Below are 18,092 nucleotides of genomic sequence, written 5' to 3' on the forward strand. Positions count from 1 at the left end.
GGCCCTCGCCGGATGGCGGGGGCCCGCTTCTCGTCGCGGCTCGCTCAGCCGATGTCGGACTTGCGGATCTTGCCGTGCACGCCGACCGTGCGGTCGACGACCTGCGACACGACGAAGTCGGCGGCGGCCGACAGGTACGCGTACGCGATCGCGCGGTCCATCCCGAGGTCGTGCTGCAGGAAGTCCAGCGCGTTCACGACCGCGCGGCGCATGGCGATGTCGAGGTCGTTGATCTGCCCGTCGACCGATCCGTTCGGATCCGACAGGCCGATCGGGATCCACAGGTCCTCGGTCTCGGCGAACGGGTATGTGAACGCGACGGACGGCGCGTCGCCCGAACCGGGCTTGCAGACCGTGAGCCGGAAGGTCCCGCGCAGCGATCCCTCCATCGCCGTGAGCGCGACCTCTCCGTCGCCCATCGCCATGTGCGGGTCGCCGACGTAGAACAGGGCGCCCTCGGCGCTCACGGGGACGTAGAACGTGGACCCCGGTCCGAGCAGGCTGATGTCGATGTTGCCGCCGCCGAGCGTCGGCGGGATGGAGTTCGCCTCCGGCGCGGTCGGCTCGGTGTTCTGCGAGAACGCGACGCCCATCATCCCGAAGAACGGGCGCAACGGGAACTTCGCGCGGCTCGCGCCCGAGCCGACCACCGCGCTGGTTCCCTGCACGCTGGCGAGCACCGACACGTTGCCGTACTCGGTCGGGATGCCCGTCGACCGCCCGTCGGTCTCGACCGGCGGCATGACCTCGTCGAGCGTGATGCCGGCGGGCGCCCCGTTCGACGTGACGGCGAGCGATCCCTTTCCGTGCCGGGACGAGATCACGCCGTAGGGCACGCGCGGGCGCGCCTCGAGCGTCTCGATCTTGAGCACGTCGCCCGGCTGGGCGCCCTCCACGAACACCGGCCCGGTGACGACGTGGGGCCCGTCGCGGTCGAAGTCGCGCGGGGTGCGCGTGTACCCGGAGGCGATCGCGACCGCGTCGTCGAGCACCTCGCGGCGCGAGAAGCCGTGCTCCGCGAAGTAGGCGACCGGGTCGCGCCCCTGATCCTCCAGGATGCCCTCGTGCGAGACCGCGTCGATCGTCACGGTCTGCCCCGACCGGATGCGCGCCGTCGGCGACGCGTGCACGGAGGGGACGTAGCCCCACAGCACCTCGTCGGGCTCCGAGCCGAGGTACACGTCCCCGTCGATGCGGCCCCGACCCGGCTGGAGGACGCCGGTGTACGCGTCCGCCCGTCCGGTGACCGGTGCGGCCGCCGCGGGCCGAGTCGCCCCCAGCGCGAGGGCGGTGCCCGCACCGACGGCCGCCGCCGCCTGCAGGAGCCCGCGCCGGCCGATGCCCCGCTCGATCGTCTCCGCCGCCTGTCGGCCTTCGTGTTCCATCGCAGCTTCCTCTCTGCCGGGTCCCTCGTCGACCCCGACACCCGCGACGCTAGGAGCCGGCCGTTACCCCGGAGTCAGCCGCACGTGTCGGCGCGGTAAAACCGCTCCCACGCCGCCATCCGCCTGCTGAGCGCGCCCACTCGGCGCGCGTCCTACTCGACGGAGGGCGGGGCCGCGGCGCGTGCGACCTCATCCGCAGCGCTCGCCGGGCAGCGCGCGGAGAGCGCGTAGCGCAGCAGGACCACGTCGCCGATGGGCCGGGTGTCGAGCAGCCGCGCGCGGTGGCCCTCGTCCCACGGGAACCGGCCGGGCTGCACGAACCGGGGCGCGCCGGGCTCGCCCACGAAGAACGGGGCGACCACGAGCTGGAGCTCGTCGGCGAGCCGCTCGACGAGGAACTGGGTGTGGAGCTGGCCTCCGCCCTCGACCAGGAGCCGGCCGATGCCCCGCTGCGCGAGGTCCTCGAGCACCAGCGTCATCGACACCTCCGCGCCGAGCCCGACCACCGTCGCCCGCGAACCCAGAGTGCGCGAGATGCGCGCCGCCTTTCCGGCCGGGCAGTAGACCAGCTTCTCGACGTCACCCGCCGTGAAGAACGAGGAGTCGGCCGGCAGATCGCCGGTCGCGGTCACGGTGACCTTCACGGGTGACTCCGTCAGGCCGCGCTCGACTCGGGCGCGGCGCCGCTCCTCGCTGCGCACGAGCAGCCGCGGATTGTCGCGTCGCACCGTGGAGGCGCCCACCATGATGGCGTCGCTGTCCGCCCGCAGCTGGTCCACGCGGTCGAAGTCGGCCTCGTTCGACAGCGCCAGGCGATGGGGCGCGGCGGTGTCGACGCAGCCGTCGAGCGACATGGCGCAGCTGAGCGTGACGTAGGGGCGGGCGCGGCGGCCCGCCTCGTGTGCTCCGGTCATGGGGCCTCCTCCCCGAGCGCGGACGAGATCCGCGTCACCGTGTCCCTCCAGCCGCGCAGGCGCGACCGCGCGCGCACGGCCCCCGCCTTGAGCGTGCGCCGCAGCGCCGGATCCGACATCCACCGCTCCAAGGCCTCGGCGAGCGCGTCGACGTCGCCCGGCGGCACGAGGATCGCGGCGGCCGGGTCGACCGCCTCCGGGATCCCGCCCGTCCTGCTGGCGATGACGGGGATGCCCCGGCCCTGCGCCTCGGTGATCGCCATGCCGTAGGCCTCGGTGCGCGAGGGCGCCACGAGCACGTCGCTGCGCCCGTAGATCCGGTCGAGCCCCGCGGCGGCCTGGACGCCGGCGAACTCGACGCGCTCGGCGACGCCGGCCGCGCGCGAGCGTGCCCTCAGCGCCTCGGCGAAGTCCGGCTCCACGTCGGCGGCACCCGCCAGAGTGCACCGCCAGCCGGCCACGTCGGCGAGGCGCGCGAGGGCGTCGAGCAGCACATCCTGGCCCTTGTGCGGCGCGAGCACGCCCACGCACAGGAGCTCTCCCCCTCCCTCCGCGCCGCCCGCCACCTCGGCCCGGGCGCCGCCCGGCGTCGCCACGACGACGTCGCGGATCCCGCCCGCGGCGAACTGCGCCGCCGCCCACTCGCTCACGGCGATCACCCGGTGCGCCGCGCGCAGCGCGCGCCACTGACCGTCGACCGCGGCGGGATCGGCGTCGGGGAACGCGTCGACGACCATGTGCGCCAGGATGACCACGCGCACGCGACGGGCCCCGTCGTCGATCGCGCTCGCCGACACCCCGGCGATCAGGCCGTCCACCAGCGCGACCCCGCCGTCCGGCACCGTCGCGAGGGCGCGACGCACGTCCCGATCCGCGCCCGGCGCGACCTCGGCCATCCGCACGTCCCAGCCCGCGTTCGCCAGACCGTCCCGCACGTGGCGGTCGTAGACGTTCCCGCCGCTCACCCGCGCCGGATCGTCGATGCCGGTCGGCACCACGAAGGTCATGGTCGGCATCACAGCTCCAGCTCGTACGACGCCCACGCGACGTGCGACTCGTGGAGCGTGACCGCGATCCCGTGCAGGTCGCCGGCATCCCTTCCGAGCGTTCCCGTGCGCGCCGCGGTCGCGAGCTGCTCCGCGATGAACGCGCACAGCCGTTCGGTCGTCGTGTTGACGCCGACGAAGCGCGGATCGTCGTCGAGGTTGCGGTAGGTGAGCGACGACAGGATGTCGCGCAGCACGTCGGAGGCCCGGCCGATGTCGACGACGACGCCGTTCTCGTCCAGCTCCGCCGCGCGGAAGGCGGCGTCGACGACGAACGTGGCGCCGTGCAGCCGCTGCGCCGGCCCGAACATGTCGCCGGTGAAGCTGTGCGCGATCATCATGTGATCGCGGACCGTGAGCGTGTAGGTCATCCGTCTGTCCCGTCGCCGTCTTGCCAGGTGCCGTCTCGCCAGTTGATCGTGTGGCAGAGCCCCGGAACGCTGCCGTCCGCGATGCCCGCCATCACCTCGGGCAGGCTGCTCCAGGGCGAGTCGCCCGTGAGCAGCGCGTCGAACGCCGGGTCCCGCAGCAGGTCGAGCGCCAGCGCGAGCCGCGTCGCGGGCGTCCGCGTCGCGCGGCGGCGCGGGGCCACGAGGCCGACCTGGCTCGAGCGGATGGTGAGCCGTCGCGAGTGGAAGTCCTCGCCGAGCGGCAGGCTCACCTCGCGCGCGCCGAACCAGCTGGCCTCGATGATCTCCCCCTCGGTCGCGGCCGTCCGCAGGGCGAGCCGCAGGCCGTCCTCCGACGCACTGGTGTCGATCACGATGTCGCGCTCCTCAGGGGCGTCGTCCGGGGTCCGGAACGGGACCTCGAGGGCGGCGCAGACGTCGGCCTTCGCGGTGTCGCGGTCCACCACGACCACGTCGGCGCCCGGGATGCCCTGCGCCAGCCGCGCGACCGCGCAGCCGATCATGCCGGCGCCGATCACCGTGATCCGGTCGCCGACGAGCGGAGCGGCGTCCCACAGCACGTTGACGGCCGTCTCCACGGCGCCCGCAAGCACTGCCCGCCGCGGCGGCACGCCGTCGGGGACGGGCGTGACGGCCGTCTCGGGCACGACGAAGACGGACTGGTGCGGGAAGAGCGTGAACACGGTCCTGCCCCTGAGCGCCGCGGGACCGTGCTCGACGACGCCGACGTTCAGATAGCCGTACTTGACGGGCGCCGGGAAGTCGCCCTCCTGGAACGGCGCGCGCATGCGGTCGCGCTCCCGCTCGGGCACCTCCCCGCGGAACACGGTCGTCTCGGTCCCCCGGCTGATCCCGGTGTACGACGTGCGCACGCGGACCTCGCCGTCGCCAGGCTCGCCCACCTCGACCGTACGCAGCCCACCTCGCCCGGGCTCCTCGACCCAGAACGATGTCGCGCGCGCCATCTGCCGTCCCTCCGAGCCGGCTCGTTCCCCGACTCGGTTCCCACTCTGTCCCCGGGACATGGCCTTGGCCAGAGGGTTGCGCGCGAGGGGTGAGGGCTGGCAGTGGCTCGCGGGGCCCGTCCATTGCAGGCCCGGCGTCGGACATCGCATCGATCTGCAGGACGCGGCCGACATGAGGCGAGGGGGACTGCTGCACGGATAGGTGACAGTTCTTAGTCACGCCGCCAGTGCGACGGCCGTGTTCATGATGGTCTCGAACTCGATGGGCGTCAAACGGCCAAGGCGCGCCTGCCGCCGACGCCGGTGGTAGGTCCGTTCGATCCAGGTGACCATCGCGATGCGCAGCTGGTCGCGAGTGGTCCAGGTGCGGCGGTTGAGCACGTTCTTCTGGAGCAGCGCGAAGAAGGATTCCATAGCCGCGTTGTCCCCGCTTGAGCCGACGCGACCCATGGATCCGACCATGCGATAACGGGCCAGGGCGCGGAGCATCTTCCGGCTGCGGAACTGGTAGGGCTCAACCAGTCGATGCAACACCGGCCTGTTGGAGCAACAGTAGCTGCTCGTTGAAGGCCTCCGCGGGAGTCATCCATCCGAGCGACTTGCGAGGGCGCGTGTTCAGCGCGAATGCGACGGCTTCGATTTCTTCGGCGCTCCATCGGGACAGGTCTGTGCCCTTCGGGAAGTACTGACGCAGCAGCCCGTTCGTGTTCTCGTTCGTGCCGCGCTGCCAGGGTGACTGCGGATCGGCGAAGAACACCGGGATGCCGGTTTCAACGCGGAACTGCGCGTGAGCAGACATCTCCTTGCCGCGGTCCCAGGTCAACGAGCGCGCCAGCTGCGCCGGCAGCGTCGACATCGTGTTCGCAAGAGCGTTCTTCATCGTGATCGCGCCGTAGCCCGCCAACGCCGGCCCGTTCTTCGGCGTTTCCTTGTGCCGATAGCCCTCTTCCCGCGGGAGATGGACGAGCAACGTGTAACGGGTCTTGCGCTCGACAACCGTGCCGACTGCGGAGCGCTCCAACCCGATCAGCAGATCGCCCTCCCAATGGCCCGGAACAGCGCGATCCTCGGCTTCTGCTGGCCGTTCGCTGATGAGCGTCTCCGGCGTGACGTGCGCCCAGGTCTTGCGCCGCGACCGCTCCCTCGGGACGCGCAGCGCCCTGCCCGTACGAAGGCTCCAGACGAGTTCGCGCTTCAGCGCGCCGCGGCCCTCGATGTAGAGCGACTGGTAGATCGCCTCTGGGCTGATGCGCATGGACTCATCATCCGGGAAGTCGATCTTCAACCGGTGCGAGATCTGCTCCGGACTCCAAGCCCAGGACCAGGCCCTGTCCTTCCGGTGCGGCTTGCCTCTCCCGGTGAACCGCGGCGGCTCGGGACCGGTGACGACCGTGCCATCGGGGCGGGTGATCTTCCCCGACAGGCGATCCTCGACATACGCGCGCAGCCGCGGGTTCGCGACGAGCTTCGCAACCTTGGGTCGCTTCGCGGCCATGTCCGCCTTCCACTGCGCGACCGAGGCCCGATACTCCAGCTTCCCGCCCCGCGTCGCCGCGTTGCGCCGCAGCTCACGAGAGATCGTCCCGGCATCACGGCCGATGGTGCGAGCGATCTCGCGAACGCCCTTGCCCTTCTCCTTGAGAATCGCGATCTCCTCGCGCTCAGCGAACGAGAGGTAGCGGCCCGATGGCTGCTGGGCGATGTCGAATGGCGCCATGCCGCCAGCGTGTCGGAACCATCTCGCGCCGACCGCGGGCGCCACGCCGACAACCCCCGCGGCTTCCTCCGCGAGCAGCCCTTTCGCGATCTCGCCCCAGAACGCCGCCTCGACGCGCTTCTGGAACTTCGGATGCCCCGGCGAGCGGAGCTTCGGACGAACCGCCCTGTCCGCGGCCTGCTGACGACGAACCATCGAACACCTCCTGATCGAGGTGTTGCGACGACCAGTTGAATTCGCCCTGAGATCCCCGGTCTGAGTGAACCACGCAGCCGGCGACGTCGCCGCGCATCGCGACGGCGTTCTCGAGCGCCTGAACGGCCAGTCGCGACTTCATCCGCGAGTCGATCGAGTACCCGACGATCCGACCGGAGAACACGTCCTTGATCGCGCAGAGGTAGAGCTTGCCCTCGGCGGTCTTGTGCTCAGTGATGTCCGTCAGCCACAGTTCGTTCGGCGCGTCGGCGGTGAACACGTGTCGGGTCCGGCCGTGCTCGTCTACGACGGCGCAGAGGTCGTCGTGCACGGGAGGCCCCGGCTTCCGGTGCTTGCCGCGCTTGGGCTTCCCGAACGCGCTGAACCAGCCGTTCGCTGAGGCGATCCGCCACGCGGTGCGGTTCCAGGCTCGCGGTTCTGAGCGACGCGCACCACGTCGTCACGGAACTCGCTCGGGTAAGGCTTGGGCACAGCAACATCCTTCCAGGCCGCCCTCCCGGGCAAGCCAGCTCAGATGTCACCTACTCGTGCAGCAGTCCCCCGAGGCTTCCCGGTGTTCAGATCAGACAGGCCTGAGCGCGGCGGCTAGGGCCTTGTCCACGGTGGCGTGGGTGAAGGTGAACCCGCTCGACGTGAGGGCGACGGGCCGCAACTGCTGGTCGGCTCCGAGCAGCTCCCGTCCGGGCGCACCCATCAGTGCAGCGAGCGGCAGCGGAAGCCAATACGGCCGGTGCAGCAGCTCAGCCATCCTCCGGACGACGTCCCCGGCGGTGGCCGGGTTCGGGCCGACCAGGTTGACCGGCCCGGCGACGTCGGAGTCGATGAGGTGGAGCAGTCCCGCGACCTCGTCCTCCAGTGCGATCCAGGCCCAGTGCTGACGGCCGCCGCTGATCGGGCCGGAGAGTCCCAGCCGAGCGAGCAACCGCAGCGGCTCCAGCGCTCCGTCGCCCCGGGCGAGCACGAGCCCGGTCCTCGCGAGCGCCACGCGGGCGCCCTCAGGCGCCGCGAGCGCCTCGGACTCCCACGCCGAGACGACATCGGCGAGGAAACCGGAGCCCCGCGGCGAGGACTCGTCGAGCGTCTCGCCCGGTCGATCGCCGTAGAAGCCACTCGCGGAGCCGCTGACGAGCGCAGGGATCGGCTCGCCGGCATCGTGGAGCGCGTTCAGAGCGCCGACGATCGTCCTCGTCGCGGCCACCCGGGAGTGGAGGATCTCCCGTCGGTAGGCGCGAGTCCAGGGCAGCCGCGCGATCGACGCACCCGAGAGGTTGACGACCGCGTCGGCGCCGAGCAGCGCCCCTGCGTCGATCTGACCCTCGGCCGGGGACCAGCTCGTCTCGTCGGCCGCCTGGGCGCGGCGCCGCACCAGCCGGATCACCTGATCCCCTCGCGCCCGCAGGCGCTCGGTTAGCGCCGAGCCGATCAGCCCGGACGCCCCGCCGATCACGACCCGCACAAGATCACCCCCTTCCCAATCCGGGCGCTGCCGCGACCCGCTCCCATTCCGCGACGGGGCCTGCCACGACCACGAACAGCGGGTGCGGCTCTGGCGCCGCGTCACGCCACCGTGCAGCCGTCTCGGGGCTGCGGGTCTCGAGCTTGGCTCGCAGGTGGGCCCATTCGTGCGCGAGCTGGCCGTCGGTCAGCGGCAGGCGCTCGCCGATCCCGACCGGTCGGTCGATCAGGGAGAGATCGAAGCGGTAGCCACGGGCGTAGGCCTCGTCCGCGAGGGCCGACAGGTAGGCGCCGACGAGGTCGAGCCCGTCGGAGCGCTCCCGGAACCGGGTCAGCTGCGGGTGGTGCATGTAGCCCTTCGTGCGCCCGGCGAGCACGGCCTGCGCGAGCAGCGTCTCCCGCCAGCAGGCGATGAGCGCCTGCCGGTCGAGCTGCCGGGGGTGCAGTGACCAGATCCTCATACCCCGATCCTCCTCGACGGCCACCACATCGCGCGTCCGAGCTCCTGTCCGAGCGCTGGCACGAGCAGCGAGCGCACGAGGATCGTGTCCAGGAGCACGCCGAACGCGACGATGAAGGCCAGTTGCAGGAGGAACAGGATGGGGATGACGGCGAGCGCGGCGAAGGTCGCCGCGAGGACGACGCCGGCTGAGGTGATGACGGAGCCGGTGATCGCGAGGCCTCGGGACATGCCCGCGCGTGCTCCGTGGCGAAGCGCCTCCTCCCGCACGCGGGTCATCAAGAAGATGTTGTAGTCGATGCCGAGCGCGACGAGGAACACGAACCCGAAGAGCGGCACCGCCGGGTCGGCGCCCGGGAGCCTGAGCACGTGGTTGAAGACGAGCGCGGCGACGCCCATCGCCGCCCCGAAGGAGAGCACGACCGTGCCGATGAGCAGGAGTGGCGCGACGAGCGCGCGCAGCAGCACGATCAGCACGAGGAGGATCACCGTGAGCACGAGAGGGATGATGAGCGTCCGGTCCCGGATCGAGGCGGCGTCCGAGTCGATCGCGGTCGCCGTGACGCCGCCGACGAGCGCCGTCTCGCCGAGGCCCGCGCGCAGCTCGACGACGGCGCCCTCGGCGGCGGACGAGTCCGCAGCGTGGATCAGGGTCGCCTGGAGGAGCACGGCGCCGTCCGAGACGACGGGGGCGGGGGGCGGTACCCCGGGGATGGAGGACTGGATGCCGTCCGAGACGACCGGGGCGCTGCCGATCGGCGAGTCGGCGACGATAGAGACGGTCTCGACATCGGGCGAGGCGAGCAGCACATCGGCCGCGTCATGCATGTCATCCTCGCCGACGACTACGAAGACGGGGCTGCCCGAGCCGCCTGGGAAGTGCTCGCCGAGCAGGACCTGGCCGTCCCTCGCCTCGGAGCTGCCCAGCACCAGGTCGCTCGCCGGCACCCCGTCGGCGTCGAGCTGGAGGACGCCGACGATGGCGGCGAGGAGGGCGCCGACCGAGATGATCCAGATCGGCCGAGCGCGCCGGGCAACGAAGCGCGGCACCCGTGACCAGAGGCCTTCGGTCGGCACCGGATCGGCGCCGGCCTGCGTCGGCTCGAAGGTCGGGCGCCTGGGCCAGAACGCCGCTCGGCCGAAGAGCATGAGGAGGGCGGGAAGCAGGGTGAACGCGGCGAGCAGGGCGAACACGATCCCGATGGCAGCGATCGGCCCGAGCGCTCGGTTGGAGCCGAGCTCGCTGACGAGCAGCATGAGCAGTCCGGCGATGACGGTGCCGCCGGACGCGAGGATCGGCTCCACGGAGCCCTTGACGGCGGCCTTCGTCGACTCCCACCGGCCCTCGTTCGCTCGAAGCGCCTCTCGGTATCGCGCCACGTAGAGCAGTGAGTAGTCGGTCGTGGCACCGATGACGAGGATGAAGAGGATGCCCTGCGTCTGCCCGCTGAGCGGTAAGATGCCGGCCATCGCGATCAACCACACCGTGAGCAGGGCGGCGCACAGCGCGAAGATGCTGGTCAGGAGGACGACGAGCGGCAGCAGGGGCGAGCGGTAGACGATGACGAGGATGAGCAGCACGGCGGCCACGGCCACGAGCAGCAGGATGCCGTCGATGCCGGCGAACGCCGTCACGAGGTCGCCGGTGAAGCCGGCCGGTCCGGTGACATAGGCCGAGGTCCCCCCTGGGGCGAGCGTGGACAGCTCCGCGCGGAGCTCGGCGACCGCATCGGCGACCCCCGCATCGGCGTCGAACGGGACGATGAACTGCGCGGCCCGGCCATCCGCAGCGAGGATCGGCGGGCTCGGATCCCCGACGACGGCATCGATGGTGGCCAGTTCGTCGGGGAGGGCGTCGAGCTCGGCGAGCTGGACCGGGGTCAGCGTCTCGTCGGCGACGATGAGCACGATCGCCGGGATCACATCCCCGCCGAGGAAGTCGGGGAGGCGGTTCTGGACCTCGGTGGCGTCCGCCGTGCTCGGAAGGTAGGCGGTCGGGTCGTTGGAGGAGACCTCGTCGATCCGACCGAAGTAGGGGCCGGCGATTGCCGCGACGACGAACCAGACGAGCACGAGCAGCGCCGGGACGATGACGCGAAGCGGGTTCCTGCCCCGGGGACGAGGCGTGGTCGTGGTGCACATGATCCCTTTCATTGCCACGCGCCGGTGGCGACGACGATGAGGATGAGGGTGACCACGAAGCCGACGAGATAGTTGACGACGAGGAACCGCCGCCAGGCGCGATTCGCCGTTCCCGAGTCGGCGTCGGACACCGAGCGATAGGGCCAGGCCAGGAACACGTACGGCAGCGCGAGGAGCGCGGCAAAGGCTGTGGGGAGGCCGAGCGGCAGGAGTAGCACGCCCGCCACGAGCCAGAGCGCGATCGCGAGTCGCACGGTGGGGGCCGCTCCCAGGGCGGTGGCGATCGAGCGGATGCCGCCGTCGCGATCGGGGACGACGTCCTGGACCGCGCCGAACGCATGCGCCGCCGCGCCCCAGAGGAAGAAGGAGGCGAAGACGAGGACCGGCTGCCATCCCCAGGCGCCGCCGGCGAGGACGAATCCGTAGACCGCCGGGCTGGTGAAGTGCGTGCTCGAGGTGATCGAGTCCAGGACCGGCACTTCCTTGAACCGCAGGCCCGGCACGGAGTAGGCGGCGACGGCGAACAGGGAGACGGCGAGCACCGCCCAGGAGCCCGGGGAGCCCATCGCGACGAGGATCGCGACGAACGGCACGCACAGCACGACCGCCCAGACGAGGACCGCCCGATGCCGAGAGGGCTCGAGCAGCGCCCCCTCCGCGCCGCCCTTCCTCGGGTTGACCGCGTCGGAGGCGTAGTCGAAAACGTCGTTGATCCCGTACATCGCAAGGTTGTAGGGGATCAGGAAAAACACGCTCCCCACGATGACGGCCGCATCGACGCCGCCGCCCGCGAGCAGGTACGCCGCTGCGAACGGGTAGGCCGTGTTGACCCAGCTGAGCGGCCGGGATGCGACGAGCAGCCGGAGCGCGAGCGGGCTAGGCCGCGACATCGCGTCGCCTCCCGCGGGCGAGCTCCCACACCGCGGGGGCCATGATCGCGACCGCGAGCGGGTAGGCAAGGTCCTCCAGGGGGGCGAGACCGATCCGGATTCCGGAGATGTGCGCGTCGGAGTAGGCGAAGAGGCCCGCAGCGATCATCGCGTTGTCGAACACGATCGTGAGGACCACCAGCGCCGCCGAGGCCAGCAGCGTCGGCATGAGGGGGATCCGCTCGCCGCGACGCCGCACGACGACCTCGCCGACGACGCGGATGACCAGCGCGATGACGAGCAGAGCGCCGACGAGCAGGAGGTAGGTCATCGGGGGGGCCGTCTCTGGATGGGGCCGAAAAGGCCGAGGAGATTGATCGTGAGGTAGACGAGGAAGACGAGGAACACCGGTTCCTCGATGGGCATCTCCGGTCCGAGGACCACGCCCGTCATCACCCAGGTCGTCGACAGGTGGAACACGCCGAGCGCGATCCCGACGACATCGGCGACCAGTAGGAGGGCGACGCCCACGATGAGGACGACCGTGGCGCGCCGGGAGTCGCGCCAGAACGCGAGCCGCCAGCGCCGGTCGACGAGGACCATGCAGCCGAGCAGGAGGAGGAGGATCGCGAGATAGAGGGGGCTCATGCCGGCACCTGCTCTGGCGGGCTCGGCTCCGGCAGTGGGGATGCCGAGCGATCGCCTCGCAGCCGCTTGAGCACCAGCTCGGCGCTGATCAGGCACATCGGGACGCCGATCCCGGGGATCGTCGTCGAGCCCGCATAGAGCAGCCCGCTGACCCGCTTGGACGCGTTCCGCTCGCGCAGGAGGGCACTCTGCCGGAGGGTGTGTGCCAGGCCGAGGGCGCTGCCTGACCAGGCGTTGAGGTCGCCCGCGAAGTCTCCGGGCGCGACCGTGCGGCGCACGACGACCCGCGCAGCGAGATCCCCGGCCCCGGTCCAATCGGCGATCTGCGCGATCACCCCATCGGCGAAGGCCTCGATCGCCGGATCCCCCGCGCCGGCGATGCCGCCGCGCCCGAGACTCGGATCGGCGGCGACGGGGACGAGCACGAAGAGGCTCTCGTCGCCCGGGGGCGCGACGTCGGGGTCGGTCGCGCTCGGCTTCCCAATGTAGAGCGAGGGACGCGCCGGCAGTCCGCCGCCCGGTTGCGCGATCGCCTCGAAGCCGCCGTCCCAGTCGTCGGCGAAGAGGAGGGTGTGGTGCGCCAGCTCGGGGACCGGCCCCCGGATCCCGAGCATCGCGAGCACCGCGCCGGGCCCGGCCTGTCGTCGCGCCCACCAGGATGGGCCATGCTCGCGATGCTCCGGGTCCAGCAGCTGCATCTCGACGTGGTGGCGATCGGCGGTCGCCACCACGACGTCGGCGTCGACGCGTTCTTCGATCCCGTCCTCGCGAGCCACGACCACGCCCTTGGCACGGCCGTCCTCGACGACGATCCGCACGACGCGCGCCCGGGTGATCAGTCGCGCTCCGGCCGACTCGGCGAGGGAGGCGATGCTCTCGACGATCCGGGCGAACCCGCCCTGCGGGTAGAGGACGCCGTCGTCCACGTCGAGGTGGCTCATCAGGTGGTACATGCTCGGCACCTGCAGCGGCGAGCCGCCGAGGAAGACGGCGGGATAGCCGAGCAGTCGACGCAGCCGCGAATCCCTCGTCCGGGAGCGGATCTCGGCGTCGAGCGAGCGGCCGAGAAGGCGGGCGAGGCGCGGCAGCCCCCGCAGCACCTCGGCGTCGAGGAACGGGCGCACGCTGTCGAAGGAGGTGTAGAGGAAGCGGCGCAGCGCGAGATCGTAGGTCGACGTCGCGGAGTTGAAGTAGCGCTCGAGCCGGCCGGCGGCACCGGGGTCCAGGGCCGTCATCGCGGCGCGCGCGGCCTCGCGGCCGGCCGGGAGGTCGAAGGGCCGCGCGACGCCCTCGAAATAGGCGCGGTACCCGGGATCGAGCCGCTCCAGGGCGAACTGCGCCTCGGTCGAGGTGCCGAGCATCCGGTAGAAGTGGTCGAAGACCTCCGGCATGAGGTACCAGGACGGGCCCGTGTCGAAGCGGAATCCCTCGGAGCTCCAGGACCCGGCGCGCCCACCGAGCTCCTCGCCAGCCTCCAGCAGGACGACCCGGTGCCCATCGGTGGCCAGCAGCGCCGCCGTCGCGATCCCCGCTATGCCGCCGCCGATCACGACGACCTCGCGGCCGATCATGCGCGCCCCGGCATGAGTGTGCAGCGAAGCGCGATCGCGAGCTTCCTCGTCGCCGGGACCGAGACCCGCACCTCGGCGAGCCGGTCGGCGGGGAGGCGCTCGATGCGACGCAGCAGCTCGTCGAAGATCTCCGTCGCGACCCGGACGGCGCGACGGCAGTCGCGCGGAAGAGCGTGGATGGCGGTGCGTGCCGCGTCGAGATCCGTGCGGATATCCGCGACGATCGCCGTCTTCGCCGTCTCCGTCAGGCCGCCCTGATCGACACCGGGCAGGTAGGCGCGGTCGAGGCGTCTGGCGTCGTCTCCGAGGTCGCGCAGGAAGTTGACCTTTTGGAACGCGGCGCCGAGGCGTGCGGCGCCAGGCTCGAGCAGGCCGAGGTGCTCGGCGGGAACGTCGGACCCGTGGACGAACACCCGCAGGCACATGAGCCCGACGGCCTCGGCCGAGCCGTGGATGTATGTCCGGTATTCGACGTCGTCGAAGTCGACATCGTCGAGGTCCCTGCGCATGGAGGCGAAGAAGGCGGCGATCGGCTCGGGCGGGATGCCCGTGGTGCGCGCGACGTTCGCGAAGGCGTGCACCACGAGATTCGCGCTGAAGCCGGTGGCGATGGCTCGGGCCGTCTCAGCTTCGAGCTCGTCGAGGCGCTCCGCCTGCGCAGGCAGGTCGAGTCCGGCCTCGGCCGCCGTCCCGTCGACGATCTCGTCGGCGATGCGCACGAGCGCGTAGATCGAGCCGACCGCCGCACGGCAGCGGCTGGGGAAGAGCGAGGTCGCGAGCCGGAACGAGTTCGAGTAGCGCCGTATGACCGGGGCCGAGACGACGGTCGCCGTGCCGTCGTAGAGGGAGAGCCCGCCGAGCCGGGTCATCCGAGGCGCTCCGCCGCCTCGTTCGCCTCCCGGACGAGCAGGTCCGTGAGGGCAACGGGAAGGCCCGCCTCGCGGATGAGGCCGATGGTGGTGTCGCGCTCGCGCCGGATCTCCTCCTCCAGGCGGGCCCGCGCTCCTGAGTCCTCGAGCGCCCCGCGGAGCCGCTGGGCTTCGGCTTCCGCGAGCGATGGGCTGCCGAAGAGCTCCGCCGTGCTCGCCCACGTCGACGAACTGCGGGCATAAGCGATGAGCATGGTCTGCTTTCCCTCGCGCAGGTCGTTCCAAGTGCTCTTGCCCGTCTCGACGGGATCGCCGAAGACGCCGAGCAGGTCGTCGCGCATCTGGAAGACGATGCCGAGGGAGCTGCCGATGGCGCCGAGGCGCTCCTCGGGATCCCCCGAGGCGCCCGCGAGTATCGCGCCCGCGCGCAGCGGCAGCTCGAGGGAGTAGTGCGCCGTCTTGTCGGCCATCATGTCGCGGATGTCGGCAGCGGTCGGCGTCCCGATCCCGGAGGCGTATGCGACATCGGCGAGCTCGCCCGCAGCGGCCCGGAAGATGCTCTCGTCTAGCAGCTCCATGATCCGCTCGCGTCGGTCGCGCTCAAGGTCCAGGCCCGCCGTCAGCCGCACCGCCGAGGCCAGCAGCAGATCTCCGCCGAGGATGGCCGCGCTCTCACCCCAGCGCCGCGACTGCGACTGCGGGAGACCCGTCTGGGCGGTGGCTGCGGCGAACGCCCCCACGAGATTGGGTGCGCCGCGGCGTTCGAGGTCCCCGTCGATCACGTCGTCGTGGAGCAGCAGGGCGGTATGCAGTAGCTCGATCGCCGTGGCCATCTGAATCGCGGGTTCCAACGGCCCGCCCTCGAGGTGGAGATAGCTGGTCAGGAGGAGGCGCGGGCGCAGGCGCTTGCCGCCGGACGCGGCGCCCCGCAGCTCCCGCCAGAGCTCCCGATACTGAGGCGAGTGCCGGGCGGCCCGTTCGCTCGAACGATCGAAGTAGGCTCGGAGTCGGAGCTCGACCTGGTCAAGCGCGACGCCGGACTCGGCCAGGCTCGTCATATCTGCGCCGCCGTACGGAATCGTTCGAGGAGTTCGACCTGGAGCACGAGCCAGGGGCTGAACGCCCAGGGAACACTCCGCACGGACTGCGCGAGCGTCGCCGGCTCGACCCAGGCGTGATCCATGACCTCGCTCGGCGCCGGCTGGATCTCGGAGGCGAGCCTGGCCGTGTAGACGGGGCAGACCTCATGCTCGACGACGCCGGACGGGTCGACCGCGCGATAGCGGAAGAGCGGCAGCTCGAGGTCGAGCTCCTCGAGCTCGGCGCCGAGTTCGAGGTGTGCGTGCCGGCGCACGGCGTCGACCACGGCTTCACCGGGACGCGGGTGACCGCAGAAGGAGTTTGTCCAAACTCCAGGCCAGGTTCGCTTAGCGAGGGAACGCCGGGTCATCAGGATCCGTCCGTCGTCGTCGTGCAGGTAGCACGAGAACGCGAGGTGTAGGGGCGTGTCTGCCCCGTGCACGGAGGCCTTCGTGGCGGTGCCGATCTCCTCGCCGTCGATCGAGAGGAGCACGACGTTATCCATATTCCTCCCTTAGTAGCTTACTAACTTGGCTTGCATCCAACTTATATCAAGTAGTTCGCGAACGACTACCCTGGTGCTATGTCGGCGGAGCCGCCCGAGGTCGCGATGGGCCTCCACGATCCACGGGTGATGGACGCCCGTCGTAGGCTCGGCGTGCTCGACGCCCTCGACGGGATCGACGAGACGAACCTCGGGCAGATGGTCCGAGTCATGGACGCAATGTTCCGCTGGCGCGAGGCCGAACGCCGGGTAACCGAGGCCTCGCATCGCTACATGCGGCTCGGCGAGACCGATATGAAGGCCCTGCGGCTCATGATCGTCAAGGGCGACCAAGGCGAGCACGTCACGGCGCGCGACATCTCGGAGCACCTCGGCATCTCGAGCGCGGCGACGACGAAGCTCCTCGACCGGCTGGAGGCGGGCGGGCATGTCCATCGGACCCGGCACCCCACAGACCGGCGGGCGATCGCCGTCGTCATCACCCCGGAGACTCGCAAGGCCGCCGAGCTCACCATCGGACGAGAGCACGCGCGCCGGTTTCGGGTCGCCGCGATGCTCACACCGGCGGAGCGAGAGATCGTCATCAGGTTCTTAGAGGCCCTGAGCGCAACCACTGAGGACGAATGGAGCGAGATTCATCCAGACTCCCGGGAGTGAGTCGGGCGATCAACGCCTCCGCGCCTACCCGGCTCGGCCCTGGCGTCCGGGTGGGAGCAGTCCGCGGGCGCGGGCGCGGGTGACCCAGCCCTGCGCGGTGGAGAGCGCGACGCCGCTGATGTCGGCCATCGTGGCTGAGGGGTTCGGGTCGCCCCGCCCGGCGAGTCGGCCGTGCTGGAGGGCGACCAGCTCGTAGAAGTCCGGGGTTCGCTTCGGGTCGCCGAGGGGCTTGAGCAGGTCGCGCTCGGACACCTTGCGGCCGGAGGGCAGGACGATCTTGCCGCCGGTGATCGTCTCGGTGCGCGTCATAGCGAACAGCCGCTTGTTGATCGCCGCCTCGATGCGGGCGGTCGGCAGCTCCCGCAGGAGTTGGCTGGTGATCGGGTCGCCCGGTCGCCACGGCAGGTAGATGACGCCGGTGATCCGCACTTCCTCGGGGACGGCGAAGGTCTGCCGCTGGAGTCGGATGAGCACGCGGGTCGCTGTGGCGGTGTGCTCGATGTACCGCCAGCGGCCGTCGATCGTCTCGTTCGCCTCGGAGTCGAGCTGCGCCTGCCGGTCGGCGTCGGTGGTCGCCTGGTCGTTGTAGCCGAGGATCGCGTCGATCTGCTCGCTCGCGTCGTCGTCCCGCTCGCCGGGAAACCGGGACGCGAGGTGCCACCCGTCGGGCAGATCGGCCGAGACGATCAGGCCGTCGTAGGACTGATCGCCGGGGCGTCGCGGGGATGCGGGCATATCCCGAGTGTAGCGAGTCTGTGAGTTATCTCAGATAGTTGCGGTTATCTGCGTGGTGGCTTAGTCTCAAATATCCGCAACTGTCTTAGGGACGTGGAAGGAGGCCGGGATGAGCGAGGGCGCTGAGGGCGTCGTGCAGACCGGGCCGGCTCCGCTGTTCTACTCCGAAGAGGAGACGGCGGCGCTGCTCGGCATCCACCGCACGACCCTGCGCGCTCTCGCCCTGGACGGCCGCGCCCCGGTGGAGCCGATTCGGCTCACCCAGCACAAGCGCGTCTACCGGCGCATCGACGTGGAGCGCCTGGCGGGGGTGGTCGAGTGATCGAGCCACGCACCACCAAGGCGGGCAAGACCTACTACCTCGCCCGGGTGAAGTCCGGTGGCGTCCCCTGGAGTGGTGGGGTTTCCGGCAGGGCTCGCGGTGTCGTAGACGCTGGTGAGCCATCGT

19 protein-coding genes and 2 pseudogenes are annotated in these 18,092 nt (G+C 71.1%); 2 read left to right on the forward strand and 19 right to left on the reverse strand.

The window, feature by feature from the left end:
- Positions 1–44: 44 nt before the first annotated feature.
- The 18 genes and pseudogenes from ACYVGN_RS10260 to idi all read right to left on the reverse strand — a co-directional run bounded on the left by ACYVGN_RS10260 (position 45) and on the right by idi (position 16,252).
- Complete coding sequence (locus ACYVGN_RS10260; protein ID WP_055988517.1) at positions 45–1,385, reverse strand: acetamidase/formamidase family protein; 1,341 nt, start codon at positions 1,383–1,385, stop codon at positions 45–47.
- Positions 1,386–1,537: 152 nt separating this feature from the next.
- Positions 1,538–2,299, reverse strand: a complete 762-nt coding sequence (locus tag ACYVGN_RS10265) for a RibD family protein (RefSeq protein ID WP_460790580.1) — start codon at positions 2,297–2,299, stop codon at positions 1,538–1,540.
- Positions 2,296–3,315, reverse strand: coding sequence for a glycosyltransferase family 4 protein (locus ACYVGN_RS10270; RefSeq protein ID WP_460790582.1), 1,020 nt, complete (start codon positions 3,313–3,315; stop codon positions 2,296–2,298). Before ACYVGN_RS10270 ends, ACYVGN_RS10265 begins: the two co-directional genes overlap by 4 nt.
- Positions 3,315–3,716, reverse strand: coding sequence for a 6-pyruvoyl trahydropterin synthase family protein (locus ACYVGN_RS10275; RefSeq protein ID WP_460790584.1), 402 nt, complete (start codon positions 3,714–3,716; stop codon positions 3,315–3,317). Before ACYVGN_RS10275 ends, ACYVGN_RS10270 begins: the two co-directional genes overlap by 1 nt.
- Positions 3,713–4,720 carry a zinc-dependent alcohol dehydrogenase gene (locus tag ACYVGN_RS10280; RefSeq protein WP_460790585.1) on the reverse strand — a complete coding sequence of 336 codons (1,008 nt, stop codon included), beginning with the start codon at positions 4,718–4,720 and terminating at the stop codon, positions 3,713–3,715. Before ACYVGN_RS10280 ends, ACYVGN_RS10275 begins: the two co-directional genes overlap by 4 nt.
- Before the next feature lie 216 nt (positions 4,721–4,936).
- A pseudogene (locus tag ACYVGN_RS10285) lies at positions 4,937–5,227 on the reverse strand (integrase core domain-containing protein); the annotation flags it as partial.
- 7 nt (positions 5,228–5,234) lie between these two features.
- Entirely contained in the window at positions 5,235–6,632 is a 1,398-nt protein-coding gene (locus ACYVGN_RS10290) for an IS30 family transposase (protein WP_460790587.1), read from the reverse strand.
- Between the two features lie 46 nt (positions 6,633–6,678).
- Positions 6,679–7,053 (reverse strand): annotated as a pseudogene (locus ACYVGN_RS10295) (transposase); the annotation flags it as partial.
- A gap of 162 nt (positions 7,054–7,215) precedes the next feature.
- Complete coding sequence (locus ACYVGN_RS10300) at positions 7,216–8,100, reverse strand: TIGR01777 family oxidoreductase (protein WP_460790589.1); 885 nt, start codon at positions 8,098–8,100, stop codon at positions 7,216–7,218.
- A 13-nt stretch (positions 8,101–8,113) separates the two neighbouring features.
- Positions 8,114–8,569: a pyrimidine dimer DNA glycosylase/endonuclease V gene (locus tag ACYVGN_RS10305; RefSeq protein WP_460790591.1), complete on the reverse strand. Its 456-nt coding sequence runs from the start codon at positions 8,567–8,569 to the stop codon at positions 8,114–8,116.
- Positions 8,566–10,710, reverse strand: a complete 2,145-nt coding sequence (locus ACYVGN_RS10310; RefSeq protein WP_460790593.1) for an MMPL family transporter — start codon at positions 10,708–10,710, stop codon at positions 8,566–8,568. Before ACYVGN_RS10310 ends, ACYVGN_RS10305 begins: the two co-directional genes overlap by 4 nt.
- Before the next feature lie 8 nt (positions 10,711–10,718).
- Entirely contained in the window at positions 10,719–11,600 is an 882-nt protein-coding gene (locus tag ACYVGN_RS10315; protein ID WP_460790595.1) for a prenyltransferase, read from the reverse strand.
- On the reverse strand, positions 11,587–11,910 hold the full coding sequence (locus ACYVGN_RS10320; protein ID WP_460790597.1) for a lycopene cyclase domain-containing protein: 324 nt from the start codon (positions 11,908–11,910) through the stop codon (positions 11,587–11,589). The genes ACYVGN_RS10315 and ACYVGN_RS10320 overlap by 14 nt, the downstream gene beginning before the upstream one ends.
- Positions 11,907–12,227 carry a lycopene cyclase domain-containing protein gene (locus ACYVGN_RS10325; RefSeq protein ID WP_460790598.1) on the reverse strand — a complete coding sequence of 107 codons (321 nt, stop codon included), beginning with the start codon at positions 12,225–12,227 and terminating at the stop codon, positions 11,907–11,909. Before ACYVGN_RS10325 ends, ACYVGN_RS10320 begins: the two co-directional genes overlap by 4 nt.
- Positions 12,224–13,798, reverse strand: coding sequence for a phytoene desaturase family protein (crtI, locus tag ACYVGN_RS10330; protein WP_460790600.1), 1,575 nt, complete (start codon positions 13,796–13,798; stop codon positions 12,224–12,226). Before crtI ends, ACYVGN_RS10325 begins: the two co-directional genes overlap by 4 nt.
- On the reverse strand, positions 13,795–14,667 hold the full coding sequence (locus ACYVGN_RS10335) for a phytoene/squalene synthase family protein (protein WP_460790602.1): 873 nt from the start codon (positions 14,665–14,667) through the stop codon (positions 13,795–13,797). Before ACYVGN_RS10335 ends, crtI begins: the two co-directional genes overlap by 4 nt.
- A complete protein-coding gene (locus ACYVGN_RS10340) occupies positions 14,664–15,725 on the reverse strand; it encodes a polyprenyl synthetase family protein (RefSeq protein WP_460790604.1) in 1,062 nt (353 codons plus the stop codon). Before ACYVGN_RS10340 ends, ACYVGN_RS10335 begins: the two co-directional genes overlap by 4 nt.
- The gene (gene idi, locus ACYVGN_RS10345; protein ID WP_460790605.1) at positions 15,722–16,252 is read right to left on the reverse strand and encodes an isopentenyl-diphosphate Delta-isomerase; all 531 of its coding nucleotides are present in this window, start codon (positions 16,250–16,252) and stop codon (positions 15,722–15,724) included. Before idi ends, ACYVGN_RS10340 begins: the two co-directional genes overlap by 4 nt.
- Before the next feature lie 78 nt (positions 16,253–16,330).
- On the opposite strand from idi, the gene ACYVGN_RS10350 reads away from it, so the two are divergent.
- Positions 16,331–16,909 carry a MarR family winged helix-turn-helix transcriptional regulator gene (locus ACYVGN_RS10350; RefSeq protein WP_460790607.1) on the forward strand — a complete coding sequence of 193 codons (579 nt, stop codon included), beginning with the start codon at positions 16,331–16,333 and terminating at the stop codon, positions 16,907–16,909.
- Positions 16,910–16,933: 24 nt separating this feature from the next.
- On the opposite strand, the gene ACYVGN_RS10355 is transcribed toward ACYVGN_RS10350, so the two are convergent.
- Complete coding sequence (locus tag ACYVGN_RS10355; protein ID WP_460790608.1) at positions 16,934–17,644, reverse strand: hypothetical protein; 711 nt, start codon at positions 17,642–17,644, stop codon at positions 16,934–16,936.
- A gap of 109 nt (positions 17,645–17,753) precedes the next feature.
- Here ACYVGN_RS10355 and ACYVGN_RS10360 point away from each other — a divergent pair, with 109 nt between their 5' ends.
- Positions 17,754–17,966: a helix-turn-helix transcriptional regulator gene (locus ACYVGN_RS10360; RefSeq protein WP_460790610.1), complete on the forward strand. Its 213-nt coding sequence runs from the start codon at positions 17,754–17,756 to the stop codon at positions 17,964–17,966.
- Positions 17,967–18,092: the final 126 nt, after the last annotated feature.

This window comes from Microbacterium lacusdiani, from assembly GCF_054779895.1.